Below are 26,626 nucleotides of genomic sequence, written 5' to 3'. Positions count from 1 at the left end.
TTGCCGGTTTCATGAGGTTCAGCCTGTCGCGCTTTCCCATGCTTCGTCTGTGGTGGAAGCGCGCCTGGCGCTTTCGTTCGGCGGGGCTTGGTTTTTCACTGGGCTACGGGCTGGTCTTCGCCCTGTCTGCTACGCTGTTCCTCACCTTTCTATGGTGGCACACGATCGGCGCGCTCGAGCGCGAGGTGGGCCAAGCGGTCGATGCCGATGCGCATGGGCTGGCCGAACGCTGGATGCAGGGCGGGCTTTCGAGCCTGCAACGGGCCATCCAGGATAGACTCGATCAGGATGTCGAAGATCAGGATCTCTATCTTCTGATCACGCCTGGCGGTCAGCGTCTGGCTGGCAATATGCCCTCATGGCCCGAGGCCGTGCAACGCGCGGATCGATTCTACACGCTCAAGATCAGCCGGGCAGGTAATACAACCTCGGCAGCGATGCATGCGTATGTGCTGCCGGACGGTCTGCAATTGCTGGTCGGGCGCGACATCAGGGGGCGCGACATTCTGCGCCGCGTGCTGACCGAGACCTTCATCTGGTCCTGGCTTATGGTCACGGCGCTGGCAGTGGGCGGCGCCTGGGTGGTCCGGGGCATTTTCAGTCGCATTCTGAGTTCCATCGCGCGTACGACGACAGCCCTGGCCAATGGCGACATGCGCCAGCGCATGCCGCTTGTCGGCAATGACGTCGATCTCGTGGCCCATTCCATCAACCGGATGCTCGACCGTATTTCGAAGCTGATGGAAGGCGTAAAGCAAGTATCGAACTCCATTGCGCATGATCTGCGCACGCCTATCACCCGCGCTCGCAACAGACTGGAGGATGCCGCGCTTCATGCGCGCACGAACGAAGAGATGCATGACGCGATCTATCGCGCCGTGGCCGATCTCGATCATGTCACGGCTGTTTTCGACGCACTGATGCGCATTGCCCAGATCGAGGCCGGGGCGCGGCGGGCAGCTTTCGAAACAACCGATCTCATCACACCGCTTCATGATATTGTTGAACTTTATGAGGCAACGGCAGAAGAGGCCGGGCTGCAGATTGCGCTCGATCTGCCACAGCGCCTGTTCTTTCATGGCGATGCACGTCTCATTCAGCAGGCCGTGGCGAACATGATCGATAACGCCATCAAATTCTCGCCTGCCGAAACGACAGTCACATTGCGGGCCAGCGTGTCGGGCACTCTGGTGCGCATCAGCGTGACCGATGAAGGGCCGGGCATGTCTGCGGAAGATCTGGCCCGCGCCTCGGAGCGATTTTTTCGTGCCGATCAGGCGCGCAACACTCCTGGTGCCGGGCTCGGGCTGTCGCTCGTTCAGGCTGTGGCGCAGCTCCATGGTGGCAGTCTGACTCTCGAGCCGCTTCAGCGTGGTCTGCGCGTGGTGCTTAGTCTGCCCGTCGAGGAAGCCGGGCTGAACTAAGACGTTTCCCTAGAAACTGACCACTTAACCAAGGTTTCATGCGTCGCCCATCGTGATGCAATATGGACCTGCTCAGTATCGATTATATGACCCAAACTGCCATTGCGCTTTTCTGCCTGACTTGCACCCTTGGTCTGCCCGGCACGGCCAAGGCTGGGACGCTTGCTAGTCCGATTGTGACCCCTACGCGCACTGAGGCCGTTCCGATGGCCGTCACCAGCGATACACTCGATTATTGCAAAACGCTTGCGCGCAAGGTGCATCGCACTTTGCGGCAATCGTTGACCGCCCCCGCCCCTGTCGTCAGCCAGGTCATGTATCTCGAGCATGAAGGCGAGGCACTCTGCGCCCATGGTCATCTGCGTTCGGGAATCACCCAAGAGCGACGGGCGCTGGTCGTTCTCATGCGTTCCTGAGAGCCCGCGCTTCTCTCGTCTCTACTATCGTTCACTGCGGGTTCGGGGTAATTCAGGGGCGTGCGTCATCCGGCACGGCCGGGGAAATTCTGGCGTGCAATTGACGATGGATGACCGGCCATGACCATGATCGCTGTTCTCGACAAGATGCCCGGTAATTCAGGGCATCATGCGGCTTTTCTGGACGCGCTTCGTAGGGCCGGCTTCCGCGGCGAGATTGAAACCGATCACGATACGCGTCTCGTCCATGCCACCGATAATTCGATTTATCAGCGCTATCCTCAGGCTGTTGTCTTTCCGAAACATCGGGCCGATCTTGTCTGTCTCGCGCATCTTGCAGGTCAAGCCGAATTTCGTGATGTCGTGGTGGCGCCGCGCGGTGGCGGCACGGGAACAAACGGCCAGTCTTTGACCAATGGTATAGTTGTCGATCTCTCTCGGCATATGAACCGTATTCTCGAAATCAATGTCGAAGAGAAATGGGTGCGCGTCGAACCTGGCGTGGTGAAAGACCAGCTGAACGCCGCCATTGCCCCGCACGGCCTGTTTTTTGCGCCCGAGCTTTCAACGTCCAATCGCGCCACGATCGGCGGCATGATCAGCACCGATGCCAGCGGGCAGGGCAGTTGCACCTATGGCAAGACGCGTGACCATGTTCTGGGGCTTTCCACCGTTCTGATTGGCGGTGACATTCTGTGCAGCGAGAAGCTCGACGCGGCTGCTCTGTCTGCGCAGCGTCAGGGCACGAGCCATGTCGCGCGCATTCATGACTGCGTTGCCGGTATCTATGAGCAGGAAAAGGAGACGATCGAGCGCGTCTTTCCGAAGCTCAATCGTTGCCTGACCGGTTACGATCTGCGTCATCTGCGCGATGAAGAAGGGCGGTTCGATCTCACCGCCCTGATCTGCGGCTCGGAGGGAACGCTTGGGCTGCTGGCCGAGGCGAGGCTCAACCTGCTTGCCATTCCAAAGCACAGCATTCTGGTCAATATCCGCTATGGCAGCTTCATGGAGGCGCTGCGCGATGCACGGGCGCTGATCGGCCTCAGCCCTTTATCGATCGAGACGATTGATTCCAAGGTGCTGGGTCTGGCCATGCAGGATTTCGTCTGGAATTCGGTCGAGAGCTATTTTCCCGAAGATGAAGCCGGTCCGGCCAAGGGGATCAACCTTGTCGAATTCGCGGGGCATGACGAGGTCGCGCTGCGTGAGAAAGTGGCGGCTTTTCTCGCGCATCTGAAGCAGGACGAGACGGTACCGCGCCGTGGCCATACGCTGGCAGAGGGGCGCCAAGCCGTTTCGCAGGTCTATGCCATGCGCAAGCGCGCCGTGGGGCTGCTGGGGAACGTTCAGGGTGAAGCCCGTCCGCAGCCTTTCGTGGAAGATACGGCAGTGCCGCCGGAAAAACTGGCTGATTTCATCGCCGAATTTCGTGCCCTGCTCGATGGGCATGGACTCGATTATGGCATGTTCGGCCATGTCGATGCCGGGGTGCTGCATGTGCGCCCGCTGTTGAATATGCGCGACCCGAAGGACGCGGCGCGCATTCGCCCGCTCAGCGATGCGGTTTTCGCCCTGACGCGCCGCTATGGCGGTCTGCTCTGGGGCGAACACGGCAAGGGCGTGCGTTCGGAATATGTTCCCGAGATTTTCGGACCGCTTTATCCGTTCCTTCAGAAGATAAAGAAGGTTTTCGACCCTTATAACCAGCTCAATCCGGGCAAGATCGCCGCACCAGCTTCGTCGGATCGCCCGCTATTGCGTGTCGATAACGTGGTTTTGCGCGGCGCACAGGACAGGCAGATCCCCGACCCGGTCTGGAAGGGGTTCGGCACGGCCATGCATTGCAACGGCAATGGGGCGTGTTTCAATTACGATCAGGACGACCCGATGTGCCCGTCCTGGAAGGCAACGCGTGATAGGCGGTTTTCGCCGAAAGGCCGCGCGTCGTTGCTGCGCGAATGGCTGCGTCTTCAGGCCGGTGCTGGCACGGATGTGGCGGCGCTCGAGGCAGCGCGGCCATCTGCGTGGCAGATTCTGGGCGCGCTGCTGCGCCGTCGCGCTGCTGCGCCGCTCGATTTCTCCCACCAGCTTTACGACTCTCTGGCCACTTGCCTTGCCTGCAAATCCTGCACCAGCCAGTGCCCGGTAAAGGTGGATGTGCCGGATTTCAGGGCGCGTTTTCTCAGTCTTTACCATCGGCGTTACGCGCGGCCCTTGCGCGACTATCTGGTCGGTACGATCGAATATGCGCTGCCCCTGATGGCGCGTTGCGCCCCGCTCTATAATGCGGGCACGAGGCTTTCGGTGGTGCAGGCGCTTGGGAAGCGTCTTTTCGGTCTTGTAGACATGCCTGCCATGCAAGGAGCGAAACTGGCCGAAACCTGCCGTATCTGGGGTGTGCAGCCTGCCAGCCCGGCGCTTTTGGCGGCGCTTACGCCGGAACAGAAATCACGTAGCGTGATTCTTATGCCCGATCTGTTCACGCGTTATTTCGAGACACCCCTCGTCTGCGCGCTGATCGAGTTGGCCTCTCGTTGCGGCTATGATGTCTATCTTGCCGAGAGCCGGGCCTGCGGCAAGCCGCTGCATGTGCATGGCTTTCTCGGACTGTTCGCCAGCCAGGCGAAGCGTAACGCCTCATGGCTGCGCGCACTTGGGGCCTCCGGCGTGGCGATTGTCGGGCTCGATCCGGCCATGACGCTCGTTTACCGGCAGGAATACCGTAAAATTCCGGGCATCGAGACATTGCCCAATGTACTACTGCCGCAGGAATTTCTGCTCAGGGCGCTACCTGATCGCAGCGCCACCGGAACGGGCAAGGGCACACAGCATGTCTTTCTCGGCCATTGCACGGAGAAGACCGCACTCGCTGGATCGGGTAGTGACTGGCAGGCCCTGTTTGCGCGTGTCGGGTTGACTCTGCATCTGGAAAAAACCGGATGCTGCGGCATGTCTGGCACCTTCGGTCACGAGGCGCGCAATGTGGATACCTCGCGTATTATTTTCGAGCAATCGTGGGGTGCGCATCTCGACCGGCAGGCAGAAAAGCGCTTCCTCGCCAGCGGTTATTCCTGCCGCAGTCAGGTGAAGCGTTTCAGAGGGCAGACGCTCGATCATCCATTGATGGTTCTGCTCGAAAGACTGCGTGGCGCCCCGTCTGCGCCGTGATGTGTCGCGCACTGCTGGCGCGTGCATGACGTGACATAATCACCACAGATTTTCCTCACAGGTCACGCGATCGCAACGGTCGATTGACAGCAGGAGCACGAATTTTTATCGACCCGGAATGCAAATGAGAAACGTTCTCATTTGTAACGACAGCTGATCGTATTGTTTCGGGAAAAACATGTCCGCCACGCATCGTGCTGCCCTGTGTCTGTCTGCGCTTGTCTCGTTTTCCTTGTTTGGGGGGATTTCTCATCCGGTCCGGGCGGCAGAGCAGAAACCGGCCGATCCTGCGAAACCGGCCCAAGGCCCGGCATCGAAGACGCAGGCGGCTCCAAAGCAGAAGGGGGGCGTGCACGAAATCATCCGTGTGTCAGGCAAGCGTGGCGGGTTTCTGCCAGCGGCCGCGAGCAGCGCCACCAAGACCTCGACCCCGCTGGAACTGACGCCGCAGAATATTACGGTTATCACGCAGGAGCGCATGAGCACGCTCAATGCGCGCAGCCTGTCCGAAGCGGTGCGCTATGCGGCAGGGGTTTCCGATTACGGATCGAAGGACGACCCTCGCGGCTATTTCGGGACGATCCGTGGTTTCACACCCGATATCTATCTCGATGGCACGCGGGCGCCCGATGCCAGCAGCTCGCAGAGCTTCAGTATCGAACCCTGGGGGCTGGAAGAAATGGATGTGCTGCGCGGCGCCTCTTCGGCGCTCTATGGCTCGGGGCAGTTGGGAGGGATCATCAATGCGATCAGCAAGCGCCCGCATCTCGATCAGGTGAACGAAATCGATTTTCAGACCGGGTCATACGGGCGCGTTCAGGGCGCGGTTGATGTCGGTGGGGCGCTTGACAGCCGCAAGACGCTGCTCTGGCGTTTCAACGGGTTGATCCGCAAATCCGACACCTATGCGAAGAACATCAAGAATAACGAGATCTATGTCGCGCCCTCGCTGAGCTGGCGTCCCGATAACAAGACAATCGCCACTTTGCTGACCAGTTTCGAGCAACTCGACGCAGGCTCGACGGCGCAGTTTCTGCCTGCTCGCGGCACGGTGCTGCCGTCGAAATGGGGGCAGATCGCCCGTAACTTCTTAAGCAGCGATGCCGATTATGACGTGTATTCCAAACGTCAGGTCGCGGTGGGCTATAATCTGGTGCGTCATATCCTGCCCAACTGGACGCTCACGCAGAACATGCGTTACGCGCATCTCGACGTGCTTTATCGTTTCGTCACCACCTCGTCGCTTTCGGCAGACCAGCGGAGCATCAACCGCACGGCGCTGAACCAGCAGGGCAATTACAACAACGTCACCCTCGATACGCGTTCTGACGTCGTTTTTCATACCGGCCCCATTCATCATGAAATTCTGACCGGCGTCGATTTCCGCAGCGATTTTCTGGCCAATCGTCGTGGCCAGCGTGCAGCGCCTGCGCTCAATCTCTATGCGCCGGTCTATCGCGCCATTACCTGGCCCGGCTACGCCACCAATACCAGCACCAACGAGACCGAAACCGATACCGGTATCTACGCGCAGGAACAGGCCAACTGGCAGCGCTGGTATCTCACTTTGTCAGGTCGTGGCGATTTCACCGAAAGCATGACGGTCAACAACCTGACCGGCGGGCGCACACCGCAGAACAATAACGCCTTCACCGGGCGGGTCGGGCTGGTTTACCAGTCTGCTATCGGGCTCAACCCTTATGTCTCCTACGCTACCTCATTCCAGCCGCAGGTAGGCACCACCTTTGCGGGTGCCGCGTTCGTGCCGACCACCGGCAAGCAGATCGAGGCCGGCGTGAAATACAAGCCCGCGACCCCATTGCGTGGCGTCGAAAATTTCATGCTCACAGCCGATTTCTTCAATCTGGTGCAGGATAACGTCCTGACCGCCGATCCGAATAACACGTCATTCAGCGTGCAGACCGGGCGACAGAGAACCCGTGGTTTCGAATTCGAAGGCGTAGGGCGCCTCCCTTACAAGATCGATTTCATTGCGAGCTTTACCTATCAGGACCCACGCGTTCTGAAATCGAATACGGTGAGCCAGATTGGGCAGCGTCCTGTCGCGATCCCGTCGCATATGGCCTCGCTTTTTTTGAAGCGCGATGTCGCTTTCTCGGCGCTGTGGCAGGCCGGTATTGGCGCAGGCATGCGCTATACAGGCAATACCGCAGGGTCCATTCCCCTGACCTTCACCGTGCCGTCGCAGCTTGTCTGGGATTTGCAGGCCCATATCGACCGGGGCCGCACGCGCATCCAGTTTAACGGCACCAATATCGCCAATCGCAAATATGTTGCGATGTGCACACGCGACGTCGCCTGCGCCTGGGCGCCGGGTCGCGCCGTGTTCGTGACCCTGTCGCAGCGCTGGTAAGGCGCTGCTTGAGGGACGCCAACGCGTGCGATCAGGAGCGTAACAGGAAATCGCCCGTATTCAGGCTGCGCTCAATGTCTTCGAGCGACCGGCCTTTTGTCTCGGGAATGCAGCGGCGGATGAACAGCCAAGCCAAGGTCGTAAGCCCGGCGAAAAGAATGAAGGTGCCTGAAACGCCCATGGTCTCGATGATCGATAGTGTGATCATCGAAATCAGCAGGTCGAAAGACCAGTGCGAGACCGTGACGAGACCCATCCCCTTGCCGCGCACCGAAAGCGGAAAGACCTCGGCCCCGACGAGCCAGAGCGAGGCATTGATGCTGCCCAGAGTGCAAAGCACATAGAGCAGCAGCCCGGCCACGGCGAGGCTCTTACCGATGCCTTGTGGGTCGCCGCCGAAAAATACGAAGGCAAGTACGATCAGGGCGAGAATGGAGCCGGGAAGGACGCGCAGCATGAGGCGGCGACGGCCCCAGTGATCGACCGCCCAGAAGCCGAAAATGGTAGCAACCGTAATCGTTACGCCGATGGCGATCGAGATCAGCAGGGCCGAATTACGGTCGAAACCAGCGCCAGCGAGAATGGTGGGGGCGTAGGTGAGCACGGCATTGGTGCCTGTCACCTGGCTGAACATCGCAAGCCCGGTGCCGGCGATGAGGGCGGGGCGCAGGCGCTTCGAAAAGAGCAGGCGCCAGCTACCGCGTTGCCCGGCGGCATCGTGGATTTCGGCCATCTCGGCCTCAGGGTCTTCATCCGGGCCGCGCAGGCTGCGCAAGATGGCGAGAGCTTCGTCCTCCCGGCCTTTCGAAGCCAGAAAGCGCGGGCTTTCGGGCAGAAAGATCAGACCGATCAGCAACATCAGCGCCGGAACGGCACCAAGCAGGAACATCATGCGCCAGTCGCCGCCTTGGCTGAGCAGGCGGATCAGAAACGGGCTGCCGCTCAGCGCCCAGCCGATGAGCGACGACACAAGAACACCACCGACAATCGCAAGCTGAAACAGCAGGACCAGCCTGCCGCGTCGGGCGGCGGGGGCCAGTTCGGCGATGTAGACCGGTACGATCTGGCTTGCGCCACCCACGGCAAGGCCCAGAATTACACGCATGATGGTAAGTTCGGTCGGCGACATGGCCATGGCCGAGCCTATCGAGCCGAGAAGGAACAGGGCTCCAGCGAGCCCCACCAGCAGACGCCGCCCCCAGCGATCCGAAAGCGGCCCGGCTCCCATGCAGCCCAGCAGCGCCCCCGCGACCATCCCTGCTGCAATGGCCTGTTTGCCGAGCGTATCGAGCGCAAAGCTGTCACCGAGCGTCAGAAGTGCCGCCGAGATGATGCCCTGATCGTAACCGAACAGAACGCCTGCCAGCCCTGCCACGCAGGAAGCGATAAAGACGCGCCTCTGCCCGCTGGAGGAGAGTGCGGGGTGGGTGCGGCGCGACGGCGGCGAAGGAGGAGAAGAGTGGAGGGGGGCGCCCGAAGTCATGGTCGTGTCTCATCCCGGTCGGAAAGGTCAGTTCGGTTCCGAAAGAGGTGAGAGGTAATTTTGCGAATCGAAAGACAAGTTTTCGTGCTGAAAGCTAATCAATCGGCTCCGCGTTTCCGCAAACAGAGTGAAATGGTGGGTTTCATTGAACCGAGTGAGATATTCACTTTTATGTGTTATATTCTATCATGAAAATGTTCTATCGCGCAGCCGGGTGCGCCTTTACGCCGTCTGCCTGACGGCATGGCTCCTGCGATATCGGTTTACGATGCCGCCTGTGCGGGCGCGGCCGGAGCTGATGCTGCGGCTTGCGGGGCGTTTTCCGGCACAGTTTCTCATTCTGGAGTACGGGCGTCTCTCAGGAACGGTGTCTGGGCGGTGGCGGGCTCGCGAGAGCGGGGTTTTCGGGCCAGTCATGGCGTGGGTAGCGGCCGCGCATGTCGCGTCGCATATCGGGCCAGCCTGTCTGCCAGAAAGCGGCGATATCGGCGGTAATGGCCTGTGGCCGACCTGCGGGAGAGAGCAGAGCGAATTGCAGCTTTACCTTGCCCCTCGCGATAAGCGGCGTTTCCTTCAGCCCGTAAAAAGCCTGAGCCCGCGCGGAAATGGTCGGGATCGGCTCGAGATAGTCGATGGCGGGGGCCGCGCCCGGCAGGCTGAGGCTGGTCGGCAATTCCTGATCGAGCTGTCTGAGCTGGGCGTAATCGAGCCTCTGGCGCAGCAGCGAGAGCAGATCAAGGCCCTGAATCTGAGAGAGTTTGGTCATGCCATCGATATAGGGCAGGAGCCACTCCTCAAGCGTGGCGGCGAGGGTCTCATCATCGGCAGATGGCAGAGACTCGTCGAGATGGGCGCGCGCCAGAGCCAGCCGGGCGCGGAATTGCTGGCAGGAACCGCTCCAGTTCAGGCTGGCTGGCAGATCGGCACGAATGCGGGCGAGAAGCAGCGCCTGGATCTCTTCCGGGTCGGCAGGGGTCGAGCGGTCGCGCAGCACCAGCGACCCGAGGCGCAGCCTGCGGCGGGCGATGACCCCGCCCGTCGCGGTGTCGAGCGCCGTTTCGATCTGTTCTTCCGTTCTGGCCAGAAGGGGGCCGGGCAGGTTGTCCAGGTCAAGGGGCGCGGCCAGACAGATTTCGGTAGCGGTCCGTGTGTGCAGGGCAGGCGCGACCAGAAGCTTTTCGCGGGCCAGCGGGTCGATGGCGCTCAGCCTCGCAGACCCACCGCCAGCCAGACGATAGCGTCCGGTCTCGCCAGCGGCCATGGCCACCCGGTCCGGGAAGCCTGCCGTGAGAAGGGCGGCAGCGCAGTTCGGGTCGGGGGGCAGGCGCTGGGAAAGGCCAAGGCGTTTCTGATAACGCTGGCTCGACTGGCGTATGCGCGCAAGACTCGCTCTGTCGGCGCTCGGATGATGCTCTGCCCCTTCGATCAGCGCCAGACGCGACTGGATATCGGCGGGCGTCACAGGCGTGCGCTGCCCCGGCACGGGCCGGGGGCGCAGCGGATCGCGCTCTTCCAGAAGGGCGGCGAGGGCGGCGGCGGTGGCTTTTTCGACCGGCGTTTTGGCCGCGCACATCATGGCGGCCAGACGGGGCTGTGCGCCGAGACGCGCCATAGACGTGCCGAGCGGCGTGACCCTACCTGTTTTGTCCAGCCCACCGAGCGTCTGCAACAGGGCGATGGCGGCCTGTCTTGCGCCTGAGGGCGGGGCATCGAGCAGAGCCAGGGCATCGGGTGCCGTACCCATGATGTCGTGCCATGAGGCGGCGTCGAGGCAATGCCCGGCAAGATCGCTGCTCAGGATCTCAGGCAGGTCGTGCTGGATCATCGCGCGCCCGGTGGCCTCGGTCCACAGGCGCAGGGCTATGCCCGGTGCTTCACGCCCGGCGCGGCCCGCGCGTTGCGTGGCCGTGGCGCGTGAGATACGCAGCGTCTCCAGACGTGAGAGCCCCGAGCCGACATCGAGACGTGGCTCGCGCCTGAAACCACCATCGATCACAAGACGCACGCCGGGCACGGTAAGGGACGTTTCGGCGATGGCGGTGGCCAGCACCACTTTTCGCCGCACAGACGGTTTGAGCGCCAGATCCTGCTCGCGCGTGTCGAGTTCACCGTAGAGCGGCAGGATCAGCGCATCCAGCCCGGCAAGGGCGGCGGCGCAGCGTCTGATTTCCGCAACGCCCGGCAGAAAGGCCAGCAGATCGCCTTCTTCTTCAGCCATAAGGCCGCGAATGCTGCGTGCCATGGCTTCAGGCAGTTCACGCAGGGCGGCGATATCACGCTTGGCATGGCGGATATCGAGAGGAAAGGCACGGCCTTCGCTCTCGACGAGTGCGCCATCGAGCAGGGCGGTGAAAGCGCGCCCATCGGTCGTGGCCGACATGGCGACCAGGCGCAATTCGGGGCGCAGCGTGCGTTGCAGATCGAGTGCAAAGGCCAGTGCCGTATCGAGGTCGAGCGAGCGTTCATGCACTTCGTCGAACAGAATGGCGGCTACGCCTTCAAGAAGCGGATCGGTCAGAAGACGGCGCAGCAATAGCCCTTCGGTCACGACCTCGATACGCGTTGCGGCGCTGACGGCAGAATCGGTACGCGTGCGATAGCCGACCGTCTTGCCGGTCTCCTCGCCTAGCAGGGATGCCATGCGGTGGGCGGCGCCGCGCACGGCCACGCGTCGCGGTTCGACTACGAGAAGCCGCCCGTCTTCACGCCAGGGGGCTTGTAAAAGATGAAGCGGCACCAAAGTCGTCTTGCCTGCGCCTGGTGGCGCGACAAGCACTGCATTGCGGCCGGAGGCCAGCACGTCCTGCAATTCCGGCAGGACGGCCGAGACAGGAAGAACGGGAAGCGAAATGAGATTGGCGGGCAATACGGGACCGGTCATAATGACCTCTATGGCGCGTCCCTGGGGCGGTCGGCAATTCTCTTCCAACGATGCGATCGGTCTGATGCTGCGTAAGCTGTCTTTTCTTGTCCTGTCTCTGCCTCTGTTCCTGCTTGCCTTAGGCAAGGCACCGGCTTTCGCGGCCTCGAGCGATCCGGTCGTTTCCTCGCATGATACCGCAACATTGGTGACTGACCGCGACAGCGTGGCGGCAGGGGCGACTCTCCATGTCGGGCTGCGCCTTCAGCTCAAACCCGGCTGGCACACTTACTGGCTCAATGCAGGCGATGCCGGTGAGCCGCCGACCCTCAAGGTCACGGCCAGTGGCGGCATGACGGGGCAGAGCGAGACGATCGATTTCCCTACCCCTGTGCGCATCAGCGAAGGCGGGCTGATGTCTTACGCCTATACGGGCGATGTGCTGCTGCCTCAGATGCTGAAGCTCGAAGGGCAGGAGGGCGCGGTAACGCTCAAGGCTCATGCGGAGTGGCTGGTCTGCGCAGCCACCTGCGTGCCCGAGCAAGGCGATTTCGCGCTTTCCCTGCCTGCGGGCAAGAGCGCGGCCAACAGCTCGGCCGAAGGGCCGCTTTTCGTTCATGCCGCTCAGGCCAGCCCTGTTCCGTCCCCCTTTGCCGCCTCTGTTGCCTCTGACGGGGTGCTGAGTCTGAGCGGCAAAGGGCTTTCTCCGGCGAGCATCGAACGCGCGTGGTTCATGCCGTCAGAGACCGGGGTGATCGATCAGGTGGCGCCGCAGAAACTGGCAGTGAGCGAGGGTAGTCTGACGCTCAAGCTCAACTGGATCGATGCGGCGCATAAGCCCGCCTCGCTGGCCGGGATCGTGGTGCTGCAGGATCAGGCCGGTCAGCAGACCGCGCTGTGGATTCAGACGGCGCAGGCTTCAGCCACGCCGGCTGAGGCGGTGCCGCCTGCGCCTGCTCAGGCCGCATTGTGGCGTCTGCTGATTTTTGCGTTTCTTGGCGGGCTCATTCTCAATCTGATGCCTTGCGTCTTCCCCGTTCTGGCCATGAAGGCATTTTCGCTTGCGCGTCTGGGTGGCAGCCATCGCCATGAGCAGATCAGAAGCGCTCTTGCCTATACGACCGGGGTGATGGGCAGCTTCGCCGCGCTTGGTTTGGCCATGATTGTGCTGCGCAGCGTCGGCTCCGCTGCTGGCTGGGGCTTTCAGTTCCAGTCGCCGATTTTCGTGGTCGGTGTTGCCTGGCTGCTGGTCATGATGGCGCTCAATCTTCTTGGTGTTTTCGAGGTGACGCTGGGGCGTCTCGGTCAGGATGTGACACCGCGTCATGGCATCTGGGGTGATATGCTCACCGGGTTGCTGGCCGTGATCGTCGCCACACCCTGCACGGCCCCTTTCATGGGGGCCGCCATCGCGGCGGCGCTCAGCGGCCCGGCCTGGGCAGGGCTTGCGCTGTTTCTGGCCATGGGGTTCGGTCTGGCCTCGCCTTATGTCGCGATTGCCACCATTCCCTTTCTGGCGCGCCATATGCCCAAACCCGGCGCATGGATGGCCGTGCTGAAGCAGGCTCTTGCATTCCCGCTTCTGGGCACGGCTGTCTGGTTGTTCTGGGTGGCCTGCGTGCAGCGCGGGGCAATGATCCTGCCTGTCGGGCTCGGCGGTGCGGTGGCGCTCGGCCTCGTGGCCTGGCTGTTCGGAACGACGCAGCGACAGGCCATGATCAAGGGCGCCACGCCGGGCGTGATCGTAGGGCGTGTGCTGGCCGTACTCGTGCTGGTTCTTGCAGGGATCGGTCTGGCACGCATCGATAACGGGGTTGCGGCCAGCGCACCCGCGGAGGCCAGGGCAGAGGCAGGAAGCGTAGCCTATTCGCCTGATCGTCTCGCCAGACTGCGTGAAGAAGGCAAGCCGGTTTTCATCGATATGACGGCGGCCTGGTGCATCACCTGCATGGTCAATGAGCGCGTAGCGTTGCAGGCCGCACCGGTACGCAAGGCGTTCGAGGCACAGGGCATCACCTACATGAAGGGCGACTGGACCAATCGCGACGAGTCCATCAGCGCCTATCTGCGCGCGCATGGACGCGATGGCGTGCCGCTCTACGTTTATTATGCGCCTCATAAAGAGGGCGTTGTTCTGCCGCAGATCCTGACCGTTTCAGGCGTGCTCGACGCGATTAAGTAAAGGTCGCGCGTCTCACGCAGAGCCATCAGGCTCAGACCCTGAGCTGCTTGTTTGCCTCTAGCGAAGAGAGCGGTACGGACAAGCAGTGCAGGCACTCTTCAGACTTGCCGGATGGCAGGTCAGAGCGGCGAGGCGCCCATACCCGAGCCCATATACATATGGCCATGAGGCTTATGATCGGGGGCTGACGCGTTTTTCGACGGAGCGCTGCCCGTCGAGGCGACGGGGCGAAGCAGTCCGGCGCGGCTCTCATCCTCCGGCGGTTGGGGATGGGAACATGCAGTCAGACTTAAAACTACGCCGCAAACGAACAGATGACGCATAACGATACCTCAGTCTTTTTCCGGCAAGACTGCGCCCAAAAGGCGCGTCGGCCAACAAGCCGGGCGGCCTGATCGTGTAACGCAATGCATCGCGACAGGCGGTTTCAGATCCAGACATCCTCGTTCAGTTCACGGTAGCGCTCCACACCGATCGTGCGAATGCGTGTGACGTCCTGATGAGGCGGAAGCCCGAAAATTGTCTTGTATTCCCGCGTGAATTGCGAGGGGCTTTCATAGCCCACGGCGAAGCCCGCATCGGCCGCCAGCCGATCATCGCTCAGCATCAGGCGTCGGGCCTCCTGCAATCTGAGGCGTTTGCGGTATTGCACGGGGGAGATGCCTGTCACCTCCTGAAACTTCCGGTAAAAGGTCGACTGGCTCATCCCGGCCAGGCGCGGCAGATGCGCCATTTCGGTTTCCTCCATGAAATGCGCTCGCAGAAAGGCCAGCGCGCGGTTGATACGCGACGCATCGCTCTTCTGATCGGCTATTTCGTGCAGCACGTGGCGCTGGTCCCCCTGAAGGGCGCGGTAGATCATCTCTCTCTTGAGCATAGGCGCCAGAAAATCCCTGTCCTGCTCGTGGTCGAGGGCAAGAAGCAGGCGGCGCAGCACGTCCAGCAGGTCAGGCGTGACCGGACTGAGGCCGAGACTGGCGCGCATCGGCGTTTTCAGCCCGGGATCGGCATGGGTCTGCGCAATGATCTCGGCAATTTCAGCGGGCTCGAAGGCGATACAGGCCGCGAGATAAGGCTCATCCGGCGAGGCGCGGGTGATATGGCCTGAAAGCGGCAGATCGACTGTCGCGACCAGATAATGGTTCTGGTCGTAATCGAAGCTGCGCTTGTGGATGCGTATGGTCTTCGCGCCCTGGATGATGAGGTAGATGCGCGGCTGATAGACGACCAGTAGCGGGTCCGTGGTCGTGTCGGAGTGATAGAGCGTCAGATAGTCGATGGCGGTCTTCGTGCTCTTGCGCGGGCAATGAAGACGAACCAGCGCCTGAACCTCTTCGAGCTGCGCGGTGCTTTCCTGTTTCATCATGGCTTGAGCATCGCATCATGGGAAAAAAAGGCAAGTTTTTCGGAATCCTGAGATAACGCGTTCGGGCTCTGTCTGGGCAATCTGCGCCTGTCCGAAAGGGACAGGTGTTTTACCCCGAAAAGGAGCCTGCCATGCAGAACCGTATCCTCGCATCCCGCAACGGAAATGTTGCCGAGACGTGCCGGACGACGGCGCGCCGGAAGGATATCCGGCTTCTGTATCGCGTATGGCGCGAGCAGATCGGCAGGCTCGAACGAGGAAAAATTCGCCTCTCTGCGGCCCAAAGACGAGAGATGCTCAGAGAGTTCTGCAGGAATTGCAGGGCTCTGGATCGCTCCTGTCGCCTGTTGCAGGCCTGAGCGATGCTCGAATTCATTCTCGTGACCGATGCCCTCAAATATCTCGGGCTGAACGCCTTTCTTGCCATTTTCCAGAACAGGGAAACAGATTGATGACTGCAAAAATCGCTCTCGTGACCGGTGCCAGCCGCGGTATCGGCGCCGGTATTGCCTGCCAGCTTGCCAGCGAAGGCTATGACATCGCCTTTTCCTATCCTCGCGATGCGGCGAGCGCACAGGATACGATCAGGCAAGTCGAGGCGCTCGGGCGCCGTGTGCTCGCCATTCATGCCGATGGCAGCACTGTCGAGGGGAATGAGAAGGTCGTTGCGGAAACAATCCGCGTCTTCGGTCGTCTCGATGTGCTGGTCTGCAATGCCGGCATGTATCCCAAGGGCACGATCGACGACATCACGCCTGAGGTCATCGAGGCCGGGCTCAATCTGAATGTGCGCGGCCCGATGATAGAGACCATGCATGCCGTCAAGCACATGCAGCGCGGTGGCCGCATCCTTCTGATGGGCTCGTCTTTCGGTGGCCGTGCGCCTCTGCCCGGTCTGTCGCTCTATTCGAGCACCAAGGCAGCATTGCGCGGTTTCGCCCAGGGCGTAGCGCGTGACCTTGGCGACCGCGGTATCACCATCAATGTCGTCGAGCCGGGGCCGGTGAATACGGCCATGAACCCGTCCGATACCGAGGCGGCGAAGGTGCTTGCCAGCTTCGTCGCGACCGGCGCCTATGGCGAGATCGAGGACATCGTCAATGTGGTGTCGTTTCTGGTCAACGAGCGTTCGAGCTATATCACGGGATCGGCACTGGCCGTCGATGGCGGTCTGCTGGCCTAAGTTAAGCAGGCTCTTCCCGGCTCATATCGGAGTGCGGGAAGAGCTTTTTACTCCCGCATAACTTTGTCGCGTAATAGTGCCGTTCCGATTCTTTCTTTCTGCCTAAAGCGGCGAAAAAGACTGAATAAGGAACAAGAATATGGACGCTATTTTGATGGGACTGAAACAGGCATTTCAGTTTCAGGGACGTACTTCCAGAGCGGATTATGCGATCTTTATCATTGCCTGCGGGCTGTTCTATGCCCGCTTGTGCACGCGTGGCCGCGATGGGAGCCGCACCCTTCGATAGTCACAGCGTGGAAGGGCAGATCGTCGTCCTTGGTTTGCTGATTATTGAGATCGTGATCGCTATTTTTCTTTCGATCGCATCGATTGCTGCTGGCGTTCGACGCTGCCATGACTGCGGCTGGTCAGGCTGGGTCTATCTGATTGCCCTGATTACGGTAATCGGCTTGTTGGTCCTGGTTTTCAAAAAGGGTGACCCTGGTGAAAACCGTTTCGGGAAGATCAGTTTCCTGCCCTGGGCGAGCTGAGCGGCGCCGTTTTCTCGACTGTGTATGTTCCAGGTCTATCCGGCCTAGAACGTCGAAACGCATCTGCGCACAGGACATCTTGGACCCGTCAGAAGCAGAAACAGATTTTTCAGGAAAAGATATGGTGCCCAAGACCGGGATCGAACCAGTGACACTGCGATTTTCAGTCGCATGCTCTACCAACTGAGCTACTTGGGCACCGTCACCATACGGTGTGAAAGGGGGTTTACTCTAACCCGTCATGCTGATCAAGCGGGGGAAAGACGTTTTTTTCCTCATCGTCTTCCGATACTGACGGCACGCTGTAGCTCTCGTTGAACCAGCGCCCGAGATCGATATCAGCGCAGCGCTTGCTGCAGAAAGGCCGAAACGCCGTCTCGGTCGGGCGCTTGCAGATGGGGCAGAGGCTCATGGTGTGAAGCTCCAATAGGCGTCCGGGTAATCGGGCATCATCGTCAGGGTCAGCGTTGCACCCCAGCAGAGCGCGAATTGTGCCAGCGCCTCGGGGTCGCTCTCCAGAGCCCGCACGACGGCGAGTGAAGCACGCAGCACCGGGCTGCCGCCCGCCCTCTTGTCGCTCCTGTCACGCAGGATCTGTCTCAAGGCAGAAAGACCACGACCGCCGGGGCTGAAGAGGGTCTCATGCAGGGGCGCGCGCCCCCTGACTCGCACGATCTCGAGCAGGCCGAGGCCAGTAGCCCCGAGCATTTTGGGCTGCATCGGGTCATCGGCGAAGGCGGCGGCGAGAAAGCTGCCTAGTGCCGGGCGCTTACGGAGCGGCACACCCGCCGGGTCGATCAGAATGGCCCCGCTCAGATTACGCAGGCGTATTTCACGTGCCAGAGCCGGGAAGGCATTGCGATTGGCGGTAAAGCCGTCCATCTGGCGGCGTTGGTCGGGGGCAGAATCATCCAGATCGATGGCCGTCAGGGCCGGGGTAGGGGTGATGGTGGCGCGCATCCCGTTCGGCAAGAGGGCCTCTGGCGTGGCAAGCGCGGCGCAACTGGCGTCGAGCACCGCGTCGAAAGCCTGAGGGACGCGGTCGATACGCGGCCTCAACGCCGCCGGGATAAGCGCCGTGAGGGCGGGGTCGTCACAGCACAAGGCAAGATCGGGATAGCGTTTGGCGATATCCTCAAGTGGCGTCGGGCCATACGCAATGAGCTGGGGGGCATCGCCTTCGCGGGCTGCATCGGGGAGCGGCTTGAGACGCAATCCCTTGCCATTCTGGGCGCTGCGCGTCACCCGGGCGGCGACCAGTGCGCCTTCCTGATGCGTGCCGGTAAGAAAGCCGGTGCTGTTATCGGCAAGCGTGACGAAGGCCCCGCCGAGCGCAGGGGCAGCCTTCTGCACTCTGACAAGATGCGTATCGCCATAGCCATCGGGCATGCCGGGGCGCCATAGGGCAAAATCGATCAGGTCATCGCCATCGCAGACGGCAATGCGTGCCTCGCCCGGCGACCAGGCGATACGGCACTCTCTCACGCCAGAACGCTCACGCCAGAAAGCGGAAGGACTGGCCGCGCAGCATCTGGGCGGTTTCGAAAAGCGGCAGGCCGATCACAGCGGACGGGCTACCCCCTACATAGCGTATGACCGAAGCCGCCGCGCCCTGAAGCGCATAGCCGCCGGCCTTGCCTTGCCAGTCACCCTGATCGAGCAGGGCCGCAATCTGGGAATCGGTCAGACGAGAGAAAGTCACGTCGGTTTCCACCAGACGTTCGACTGCACGGCCCTCGGTCCAGGACGCGCTCGGCATGACACAGACTGCGGTCAGAACGGTATGGCGACGGCCTGAGAGCAGGCGCAGACAGCGTTCAGCGGTCGCACGGTCTTCGGCCTTCGGCAGAATGCGCCGACCGACAGCAACCAGCGTATCGGCTGCAAGAATGAGAGCCGGGTTGGCGGTGCGTGCCGCCACCGTCTCGGCCTTCGATCGGGCCAGACGCGCAACGCAGAGACGCGGTGTCTCGTTCTGGCGTGGCGATTCATCGAGATCGGCAGCGTCGATGCAGTCGGGAACGAGACCGATCTGGCGCAGAAGATCGACCCGCCGGGGCGATGCCGAAGCGAGGATCAGTTCCGGCCGTATGCCGTCCGTCACGAAAATGCTCTTACTTGAAGCGGAAGGTAATGCGGCCCTTCGACAGGTCGTACGGCGTCATTTCGACATTGACGCGGTCACCGGCCAGAACGCGAATACGGTTCTTGCGCATCTTGCCGCTGGTATGGGCGAGAATGGTGTGTTCGTTGTCGAGGGTCACGCGGAACATGGCATTGGGAAGCAGCTCGGTAACGGTGCCGCTGAATTCGATCATGTCTTCTTTTGACATTGGGGTCCTTGTCGAGATTGAAGCTGGAACAGGCCAGAAAAAGGGGCCGTGCCAGCCCCGGGCAGGAAAATTCTGCCGCGTATGTGCTGGCTGCGAGCCGTTACGTCAAGTTTCTTGGTACTCTATCGGGGCGAAAAGGGTCGCATCAGCCCTGATTCCATCCCAGCGCGTCGAGTCGTGCGGAAAGACTGAGCGCGTGGGCGCCCAGTCCTTCCGCACGGGCAAGCGCGACACCGGCAGGACCCACGGCGCGCAGGCCATTGGCATCGGCAGCGATGGAGGTCGTGCGCTTGAGGAAGTCGAAAACAGACAGGCCGGAAGCAAAACGTGCCGTGCGGCTGGTGGGCAGAACATGGTTCGGCCCGCCCACATAATCACCCACGGCCTCGGGACAGTTGCGCCCCAGGAACATCGCGCCTGCGTGACGGATCTGCGTGGCAAAGCCTTGCGCGTCGTCGAGCATCACTTCCAGATGTTCGGAGGCAAAGCGATTGGCGATCTGTGCGGCCTCTGCCCAATCGCGCACGATGACGACAGCCCCGTGATCGGCCCATGATTTGCCAGCGATGGCAGCGCGCGGCAGGGTCAAAAGCTCGTTTTCGAGTGCTGCGACCACGGCTTTTGCAAAATCGGAATCATCGGTGATCAGCACGGCCTGGGCGAGTTCGTCATGCTCGGCCTGAGCCAGCAGGTCGAGTGCGACGAAACGCGGTTCGTTTCGATTATCGGCCACGATCACGACTTCGGACGGGCCTGCAATCGAATCGATGCCAACATGGCCAAAGACCTGACGCTTGGCTTCGGCCACATAGGCATTGCCTGGCCCGACGATACGATCGACCGGCGGAATGCTTGCCGTGCCATAAGCGAGGGCGGCCACGGCCTGAGCACCACCGACGCGATAGATCTCGCTCACGCCGCAGACACGGGCCGCGGCCAGAACCAGCGGGTTGAGTACGCCATCGGGGCAGGGCACGCACATGGCGATGCGCTCGACTCCGGCCACGCGTGCGGGCAGGGCATTCATCAGCACGGATGACGGATAGGCGGCCTTGCCGCCGGGCACGTAGAGGCCGACCGCATCGAGCGATGTCCAGCGCATGCCGAGTGTCAGACCGGCATCGTCGGTATAGGAAAGATCGGACGGCATCTGTGCCCGGTGAAACGCCTCGATACGCGTGGCGGCCAGGGTCAGGGCGTCCATCAGCTCTGAGTCGACCTTGTCCGCTTCACGCGCGATTTCGGCTTCGGAGATGCGAATGGTCTCAGGTGTCAGGGTCAGCCGGTCGAAGCGCGCGGTGTAGTCGCAAAGCGCCGTATCGCCATGGGCGCGTATGGCGGCGATGATATCGCGAACGGGGGTGCTGACGCTGGTTTCGACGGCGCTGCGATCGGCCAGAAGACTGCCCAGTCGGGCTTCGAAATCCGTGTCGCTGCTCTGGAGCCATTTCATGCGGCATTCTCCTGCAAGGCGTTGCGAAAGCGCTCGATCAGGGCACGAATGGCGTCGGGACGGGTCTTCAGGGCAACGCGATTGACGATGAGGCGGCTGGTGACATGGGCGATGACATCGGTCTCGCGCAGGCCGTTGGCCTTGAGCGTTGAGCCGGTATCGACCAGATCGACGATGACGCTCGCCATATCGAGCGTAGGCGCCAGCTCCATCGCGCCGTGCAGATGCACGATTTCGGCATTCACGCCCTTGGCGGCAAAATGGCGACGCGTGATGGTCGGATATTTTGTGGCGACGCGAATATGCGAGCTGGCGGCTGTCGTATCATGCGTGCCCGTCCCGACAGGCCGGGCGAGTGAGATGCGGCAGCCACCGATGCCCAGATCAAGCGGGGCATAGATATCGGGGTAATCGAACTCCATCAGCACATCGGCGCCGCATACGCCTATCTGCGCGCCCCCATGGGCCACGAAAGTCGCGACATCGAAAGAGCGCACGCGCACCACATCGACATTGGGGTCGAGCGTTGGAAAGCGCAGGCTGCGCGTACCTTCGCCGATCGCGCTGCCATCCTCGAACAGCCCGGTGCGCTCGAGCACGGGGCCGAGCGCCTTGAGAATGCGCCCTTTCGGCAGCGCCAGAATGAGGGGCGCATCCGTGGCGTCGGACGGGGCGTGAGACAGGGTTTCGGGTGCAGCGATCATGACAGGTCGTTTCTAACACAGAGTCTTCCGGTCAAGAACCAGCAGCACGAAGAGTTTTTATCAAAGACGATCGGGTTTTTCGGGAGCGTCTGCTCAAGGTTTGATGACGGGTTTTCGGTCTCGTTTTGAAACCCGCTGCGTATCGGGCCGCTAGATCGGTGGCATAAACCACGCCAGACGCGAAAAAAGGAGAGTGTCATGTCCCCCAATGCGTTTACCTCCGAACAGTTCACCCCCGGGCTTTCATCCGCCACGCCACGCGCCGGTGAGGGGCAGCATCATATCAGTCTCAATGACGGTACGCGCATCCCGCAATTCGGGCTCGGCGTTTATAAAACCCCGGCAGACGAAACGGCTGAAATCGTGCGCTACGCTGCCAAGGTGGGCTATCGCATGGTCGATACGGCGTCTTTCTACGGCAACGAGAGCGGCGTTGGCGATGCGTTGCAGGATTATCCCGAGCTTTACGCCGTCACCAAACTCTGGGCCAGCGATCTCGGCTATGACAACGCGCTACGCGCCTTCGATGAGAGCGCCCGTAAACTGCGTCGGGACGTCATCGACCTCTATCTCATCCATTGGCCCATGCCCAAGACCGGCCTTGCGGTCGAAAGCTGGAAGGCGCTTATAAAGCTCAAGAATGAAGGGCGCGTCCGGTCGATCGGCGTCTGCAATTTTCAGCCCGAGCACCTGACCCAGCTCATTGAAGCAACTGGGGTCAAGCCTGTAATCAACCAGATCGAACTGCACCCTGCTTTTCAGCAGAAGGCGCTTCGTGCGTTCAACGAGTCGCTCGATATCCGTACCGAAGCCTGGAGCCCGCTGGGCCGGGGCACAGGGCTGGATGGAGAGATCATCACGAGTATCGCGAAAAAACATGGTAAGACGCCGGGTCAGGTGACCATTCGGTGGCATCTCGACCAAGGCAATATCGTCATCCCGAAATCTGCAAAACCCGAGCGCCTCGATGAGAATCTCGATGTGTTCGATTTCACCCTCGACGAGGACGACATGAAGCGCATTGCCACGCTCGATCGCGAAGATGGCCGCACGGGACCCGACCCCGATACCGCCTCGTTCTGATCGTAACAGGGCGTCACTGAAATTGACGCCCTTTGCGGATATATAAGGTATTGAATCTGATCTACAATTGAGGTTGATCGGTTAGTATTGTTTTTTGCATCTCTTCTGTGCTTCGTGTCGCTGTACGGCAGATGCCGAGCGGCGGAGGCTGGACGTTTCACGCCCGCCGCCCGACCTCAGTCGCTGACCTTGGATGGCAGTGTCTGGCGCAAAAAGCGATTTAATTGATTTTTTGTAAGATGTTTGCAGACGTGGGCGTTTCTGAGCGATCCCTCGGATGACAAGAGTGCCGCGGCGGAATTCAATGTGAAACGGCAGCATCGTTCGAGCCAAACGAAGCTGCATTTGACGTTCCAGCACTTTGTCCTAGTCTGAAAGAAGGCCTGACCGCGCTTACTTTACCCACGATCTCTTCGGGTTTGTCCTCTGCCTGTTCCAGAGCTAAGAGCAGAATTCCGGCCAAGGCTTTGACGGGGAGTGCATCCGCTCCCAGCGCTTCGACCAATTCACCTAGGTGCATGGTCCTTTGTATCATGAATGCCTTGGTCCTTTTCTGCAGAACGAATGTCTGAATTGTGCCCATGATTTCAGCAGGAAAGAGGATGTCGTTCATTCTAAGATATTGATGCCCGCCGGGGCACCGAAGTGGCTTCATTATCATATCTTGTTATGGAACGAGGTTGAGGTTGGCGGGGCGTACAAGGACGCCGGGCTGGCGCGAAAGGTGGTAGTCGCCATTTCGCGTAAGATGAGCAAGGCACGGAGGATCGCTCTGGCGCGGTTCGTGCATCGCCATACGGTGGATTAAGGTGTAGTTCAGTGCTGTGATGGCTCAGGTCGAGGGCTGTTCCGATCTGGTTGTACTATGCAAGGACGGCTGCGAGTGCGAGCGATCCTCGTCACGGGAGGCGACGCGGTCTCGGAATCTTTCTATAATGGTCGGGTGTGCCGGAACCGGCAAGGGCGCGATGCAGGATATGGGATGGAGTGTGGGGAGAGAGATCATGGAGCGCGCTGATCCGACAACGTGGCAGACTGTTGTAAAATGGTACAACTTCATCGACCGGCACAGGGATGAGATCGATCTGTCCATGGTGTTATGAACGAAGCCGTATTGTGCGACGTGGACTCGTCGCACAAGGGGTCGCGACTGCGTCCAATACCATTCCTTTAATCTCGTCCAGAAATGGCTCGGTCACGCCCAGCTTACCACCACCGCCATCTACGCCAATTCCTCAGGCGCTGAGGAACAGGATACCGCTCGGAGAATTCGGGGGGGGGGGGCTCGGGACTGGCACTTTGAGCGGCATTAATCGCTCATAATTGCATGATTATGCCTTGATGAGCTTCGCTTACCTCACGTCATTCAACGTGACATCACCGCGTATGCTGCCAGTCATCGGTGAGGCCCAGATCGACCAGCGTCTGCAGCATTGCGTCCCACACGCCCTGCTCGGCCCAGTGGCGGACGCGGACATAGACGGGATTCCGCTTGCCATGGCGCTCGTGCATGTCGTGCCAAGGGCAGCCGAATACGCAATACATAGAGCATGCCGTTCAGGAAACGCCGATTGTCGTCCGCGGGCCGCGTCTACCGGCTACGCTCAAGCGGCAATAGCGACCCGATCACGTTCCACTCTGCGTCCGATAGGTCTCCGCGATCCATGGCGGCCCCAAAAAAGCAGACTTGAATCAGAATGCAGCTCCACTGGATACCCCTTTCCTCAACACGACCTAATCAATCGTCCGAAAACTCGGGGCCGCCTCTGGGGTTTCGGGCGCATCGATTGGCGACGAGCAAGTGAAATTTTTTATGAGGTGCAATAAAAATAGTAACGGTGGCATAGGATTTCAATCTTACGCTCACAAGAATTTGACAGTATAAAAGCTATACAGGATTATATCATATCGCCGAATCCTCGTCTACATTAGATAATTATAGAAAATTCGATGTAGTTCGTATGCGAGGCGTGTATGGCAAAATATCTTACAGCTTATGATTGCGAAAACCATGTAATAGAAAGAAGTACATTATTTGTGTCAAATAATAGCAATCATTTGCTTATAGTTTTTTCGAGTTTTGATAATTTCAGGTTGGAAACGGGAACGTTTGATTTTATAGGCCTCCGTAAGGAGACTAAAGTAGATATCCTTTTCGTGCGGGATCTAAATAATTCCTGGTTCTTCTTTCCTGGGGAATACGTCGATGGAGGTAGGGGCCATCGTGCGCTCTTAGGATATATAACGGATCTATCCAAAGTCTACGAGAATGTCTCATGCATTGGCAGCAGCATGGGGGGGGGGGGGCAGCGTTGTATTTCGGAGAAAATTCCTAAAGCAAAAGTTTTTGCATTATCTCCTCAAATAAATATAAAAACTGATTTTTTGCAGGGATGGAAGATTTTAAAAGAATTAGTGTGACTAAAGAAATTAACCAAGAAATATGGCGAGAGGGGTTGTTGGAAATACCTAAAAATAGTGGCGTATGGTCTAGGTCGGCATTGCTATACGGTCAGAACGATAAGATAGATGTTATTTTGCACTCGAGATTGCGCAGCGTTGCTCCTTATTCGAATATTCTTTTGCCGCATGTGAATCATGGGTTAGTACATGCTCTGCGCGGATGCGGAATTCTGCGATTATTGGCAGAGATAACATTCCAGACTTTCAGTCGTCACTTAGCTCATTTCATAAATATACTTCGTACACAATGGATGTCGCGGGCCCGATTTTCTTGATTGAAGGAAATACGCTCTCATATAGGCTTCACCTAAAGCTGCATCATCCAGAAATTTGGGTGGATAAAAAATGTGCAATCGGAATTCTCGCAATAAACAACCAAAAAACACAAGATAAAAGAAATATTATTTTTTCATTAGAATTCCAAGATTTCTTAGTGGAAAACGATTTATCTAATCTGGAAAACGGATTTTACTCATGCGAAATATCGATAATATTTACATACAGGTTCAGAAAGAAGATAATTGCCTTCCGGTATCCATAATTAGGACCGGTGACGATATTGCAAGGACTTTGAGAAAGGCTTCTATATTTATTTGGATTTCTCTATATGTAAATGGTTTATATATAATCTATTCGCGATGTATGCGGAAATGATAATAAAAAATATAGTTATAATGATCGAGATATTCGTAAATATAGAGTAATTTAAGTATTAAGGGTCAAAAGATATATTGCCGCTTGATATGCTAGTTAAAAAATTGGCCGTCTGGAGAATTAAGGGCGGCTTATTTTTTACATACGGCATTAAGCTATAGACCGACCTGATTAAGAGCAGATTTTATGGACGGAGGTTACGTGTGGACGATATTCGGGTGAGTTTAGTTCAGGCATTGCTCTGGATGTGATTCGGGACGAGCAGATGCTGGCGGAGCTTTTGTCGAAGCGGGGTGCGTATTAGACGATGATTGCGCAGTGGAAACGGTAGGCGATCGAGGGTATTCGCCAGCTCATGGCGGAGATGAGGCTGCGATCTACCAGAAACCACGCACGACGGTGCCGCACTCGTCACATCGGAAATATCCCTATCTTCTGCGGGGGGGGGGGGGGGGGGGGGGGATCGACCGTTCTAACCAAGTTGGGTGTTTGGACATCGCCTACATTCCATTGCGGAAGGGCTTTCTCTACCTCGTAGTGATCATGGACTGGACGACGCGCAAGGTTCTGTCGCGGCGTCTGTTGAATACGATGGACGCAGAGTTTTGCATTCAGGCTCTACGGGAGGCTCTGGTCCGCTACGGCGTGCCTGAAATTTTCAATAGGGTTCAGAGAGCAGGACTTTATAACAGCCCGGTTCATTGAGGTTATGCAAGCTCGTCTGATTCGGATCGGCGTGAACGGGCGCGGGTGGCGTCCACATTCAGCTTTGGTTGGACGCACTCCTGATGAGGCGTATCATGGCCCGCCGACATCTTTGTGGCTGGGGTCGACCCCAGATCGAAAGGTCAACGGAAACACCGTTAAACAGGCAGCAAAACAACAGCCGATTACAGCTTAATTGGTCACAGAAGCTATCTAGACAAACGAGTTTACCTCAGATC

22 protein-coding genes, 1 tRNA gene and 1 pseudogene are annotated in these 26,626 nt (G+C 59.3%); 11 read left to right on the top strand and 13 right to left on the bottom strand.

The window, feature by feature from the left end:
• Positions 1–11: 11 nt before the first annotated feature.
• The 4 genes from ABHV46_RS08235 (at position 12) to ABHV46_RS08220 (ending at position 7,385) form a co-directional block, all read left to right on the top strand.
• Entirely contained in the window at positions 12–1,424 is a 1,413-nt protein-coding gene (locus ABHV46_RS08235; protein ID WP_438381090.1) for an ATP-binding protein, read from the top strand.
• A 62-nt stretch (positions 1,425–1,486) separates the two neighbouring features.
• Positions 1,487–1,840, top strand: coding sequence for a hypothetical protein (locus ABHV46_RS08230; protein WP_438381089.1), 354 nt, complete (start codon positions 1,487–1,489; stop codon positions 1,838–1,840).
• A 120-nt stretch (positions 1,841–1,960) separates the two neighbouring features.
• Positions 1,961–5,011, top strand: a complete 3,051-nt coding sequence (ydiJ, locus tag ABHV46_RS08225) for a D-2-hydroxyglutarate dehydrogenase YdiJ (RefSeq protein ID WP_438381088.1) — start codon at positions 1,961–1,963, stop codon at positions 5,009–5,011.
• A gap of 178 nt (positions 5,012–5,189) precedes the next feature.
• On the top strand, positions 5,190–7,385 hold the full coding sequence (locus ABHV46_RS08220) for a TonB-dependent siderophore receptor (RefSeq protein WP_438381087.1): 2,196 nt from the start codon (positions 5,190–5,192) through the stop codon (positions 7,383–7,385).
• Between the two features lie 31 nt (positions 7,386–7,416).
• Here ABHV46_RS08220 and ABHV46_RS08215 read toward each other — a convergent pair whose 3' ends face one another.
• Both ABHV46_RS08215 and hrpB read right to left on the bottom strand, forming a co-directional pair.
• Positions 7,417–8,868: a sugar porter family MFS transporter gene (locus ABHV46_RS08215; protein WP_438381086.1), complete on the bottom strand. Its 1,452-nt coding sequence runs from the start codon at positions 8,866–8,868 to the stop codon at positions 7,417–7,419.
• Positions 8,869–9,226: 358 nt separating this feature from the next.
• Entirely contained in the window at positions 9,227–11,749 is a 2,523-nt protein-coding gene (hrpB, locus tag ABHV46_RS08210; protein WP_438381085.1) for an ATP-dependent helicase HrpB, read from the bottom strand.
• Position 11,750: 1 nt separating this feature from the next.
• Between hrpB and ABHV46_RS08205 the strand changes: the two genes are divergently transcribed.
• Positions 11,751–13,910 (top strand): protein-disulfide reductase DsbD family protein, encoded by a 2,160-nt coding sequence (locus ABHV46_RS08205; protein ID WP_438381084.1) that lies wholly within the window; start codon positions 11,751–11,753, stop codon positions 13,908–13,910.
• A gap of 427 nt (positions 13,911–14,337) precedes the next feature.
• Here the strand turns inward: ABHV46_RS08205 and ABHV46_RS08200 are convergent, their stop codons facing one another.
• Positions 14,338–15,276 (bottom strand): AraC family transcriptional regulator N-terminal domain-containing protein, encoded by a 939-nt coding sequence (locus tag ABHV46_RS08200; RefSeq protein WP_438381083.1) that lies wholly within the window; start codon positions 15,274–15,276, stop codon positions 14,338–14,340.
• Positions 15,273–15,737, bottom strand: coding sequence for a hypothetical protein (locus ABHV46_RS08195; RefSeq protein WP_438381082.1), 465 nt, complete (start codon positions 15,735–15,737; stop codon positions 15,273–15,275). Before ABHV46_RS08195 ends, ABHV46_RS08200 begins: the two co-directional genes overlap by 4 nt.
• Here ABHV46_RS08195 and ABHV46_RS08190 point away from each other — a divergent pair.
• Entirely contained in the window at positions 15,728–16,459 is a 732-nt protein-coding gene (locus ABHV46_RS08190) for an SDR family NAD(P)-dependent oxidoreductase (protein WP_438381081.1), read from the top strand. The genes ABHV46_RS08195 and ABHV46_RS08190 overlap by 10 nt on opposite strands.
• A 296-nt stretch (positions 16,460–16,755) precedes the next feature.
• Positions 16,756–16,992, top strand: coding sequence for a DUF805 domain-containing protein (locus ABHV46_RS08185; RefSeq protein ID WP_438381080.1), 237 nt, complete (start codon positions 16,756–16,758; stop codon positions 16,990–16,992).
• Positions 16,993–17,114: 122 nt separating this feature from the next.
• Here ABHV46_RS08185 and ABHV46_RS08180 read toward each other — a convergent pair.
• From ABHV46_RS08180 to hisG, 7 genes are all read right to left on the bottom strand, one after another.
• A tRNA-Phe gene (locus ABHV46_RS08180) sits at positions 17,115–17,190 on the bottom strand.
• Positions 17,191–17,218: 28 nt separating this feature from the next.
• A complete protein-coding gene (locus tag ABHV46_RS08175) occupies positions 17,219–17,404 on the bottom strand; it encodes a DNA gyrase inhibitor YacG (protein WP_336947454.1) in 186 nt (61 codons plus the stop codon).
• Positions 17,401–18,477 (bottom strand): ribonuclease E/G, encoded by a 1,077-nt coding sequence (locus ABHV46_RS08170; protein ID WP_438381078.1) that lies wholly within the window; start codon positions 18,475–18,477, stop codon positions 17,401–17,403. Before ABHV46_RS08170 ends, ABHV46_RS08175 begins: the two co-directional genes overlap by 4 nt.
• A 10-nt stretch (positions 18,478–18,487) precedes the next feature.
• Positions 18,488–19,096, bottom strand: coding sequence for a Maf family protein (locus tag ABHV46_RS08165; protein WP_438381076.1), 609 nt, complete (start codon positions 19,094–19,096; stop codon positions 18,488–18,490).
• A gap of 10 nt (positions 19,097–19,106) precedes the next feature.
• Entirely contained in the window at positions 19,107–19,325 is a 219-nt protein-coding gene (gene infA, locus ABHV46_RS08160; RefSeq protein WP_023979930.1) for a translation initiation factor IF-1, read from the bottom strand.
• 145 nt (positions 19,326–19,470) lie between these two features.
• The gene (hisD, locus tag ABHV46_RS08155) at positions 19,471–20,778 is read right to left on the bottom strand and encodes a histidinol dehydrogenase (protein ID WP_336947451.1); all 1,308 of its coding nucleotides are present in this window, start codon (positions 20,776–20,778) and stop codon (positions 19,471–19,473) included.
• Positions 20,775–21,482, bottom strand: a complete 708-nt coding sequence (gene hisG, locus ABHV46_RS08150; protein WP_336947450.1) for an ATP phosphoribosyltransferase — start codon at positions 21,480–21,482, stop codon at positions 20,775–20,777. The genes hisD and hisG overlap by 4 nt, the downstream gene beginning before the upstream one ends.
• Before the next feature lie 198 nt (positions 21,483–21,680).
• Between hisG and ABHV46_RS08145 the strand changes: the two genes are divergently transcribed.
• Complete coding sequence (locus ABHV46_RS08145; protein WP_438381075.1) at positions 21,681–22,565, top strand: aldo/keto reductase; 885 nt, start codon at positions 21,681–21,683, stop codon at positions 22,563–22,565.
• Between the two features lie 301 nt (positions 22,566–22,866).
• Here the strand turns inward: ABHV46_RS08145 and traD are convergent, their stop codons facing one another.
• A complete protein-coding gene (gene traD / locus ABHV46_RS08140) occupies positions 22,867–23,178 on the bottom strand; it encodes a conjugal transfer protein TraD (RefSeq protein ID WP_438381074.1) in 312 nt (103 codons plus the stop codon).
• Here traD and ABHV46_RS08135 point away from each other — a divergent pair.
• Positions 23,080–23,373, top strand: a complete 294-nt coding sequence (locus ABHV46_RS08135) for a MobA/MobL family protein (RefSeq protein ID WP_438381073.1) — start codon at positions 23,080–23,082, stop codon at positions 23,371–23,373. The genes traD and ABHV46_RS08135 overlap by 99 nt on opposite strands.
• A 569-nt stretch (positions 23,374–23,942) precedes the next feature.
• Here the strand turns inward: ABHV46_RS08135 and ABHV46_RS08130 are convergent.
• Positions 23,943–24,110, bottom strand: a complete 168-nt coding sequence (locus ABHV46_RS08130; protein ID WP_438381072.1) for a hypothetical protein — start codon at positions 24,108–24,110, stop codon at positions 23,943–23,945.
• A 429-nt stretch (positions 24,111–24,539) separates the two neighbouring features.
• Between ABHV46_RS08130 and ABHV46_RS08125 the strand changes: the two genes are divergently transcribed.
• Together ABHV46_RS08125 and ABHV46_RS08120 are read left to right on the top strand one after the other, a co-directional pair.
• Positions 24,540–24,986, top strand: a complete 447-nt coding sequence (locus ABHV46_RS08125; RefSeq protein ID WP_438381071.1) for a hypothetical protein — start codon at positions 24,540–24,542, stop codon at positions 24,984–24,986.
• A 1,068-nt stretch (positions 24,987–26,054) separates the two neighbouring features.
• Positions 26,055–26,583, top strand: a pseudogene (locus tag ABHV46_RS08120) (DDE-type integrase/transposase/recombinase); the annotation flags it as partial.
• Between the last annotated feature and the right edge of the window lie 43 nt (positions 26,584–26,626).

Source organism: Asaia sp. BMEF1 (assembly GCF_051628905.1).
Taxonomy (GTDB): Bacteria; Pseudomonadota; Alphaproteobacteria; order Acetobacterales; family Acetobacteraceae; genus Asaia.
This window is presented reverse-complemented; position numbering and strand designations above follow the sequence as displayed.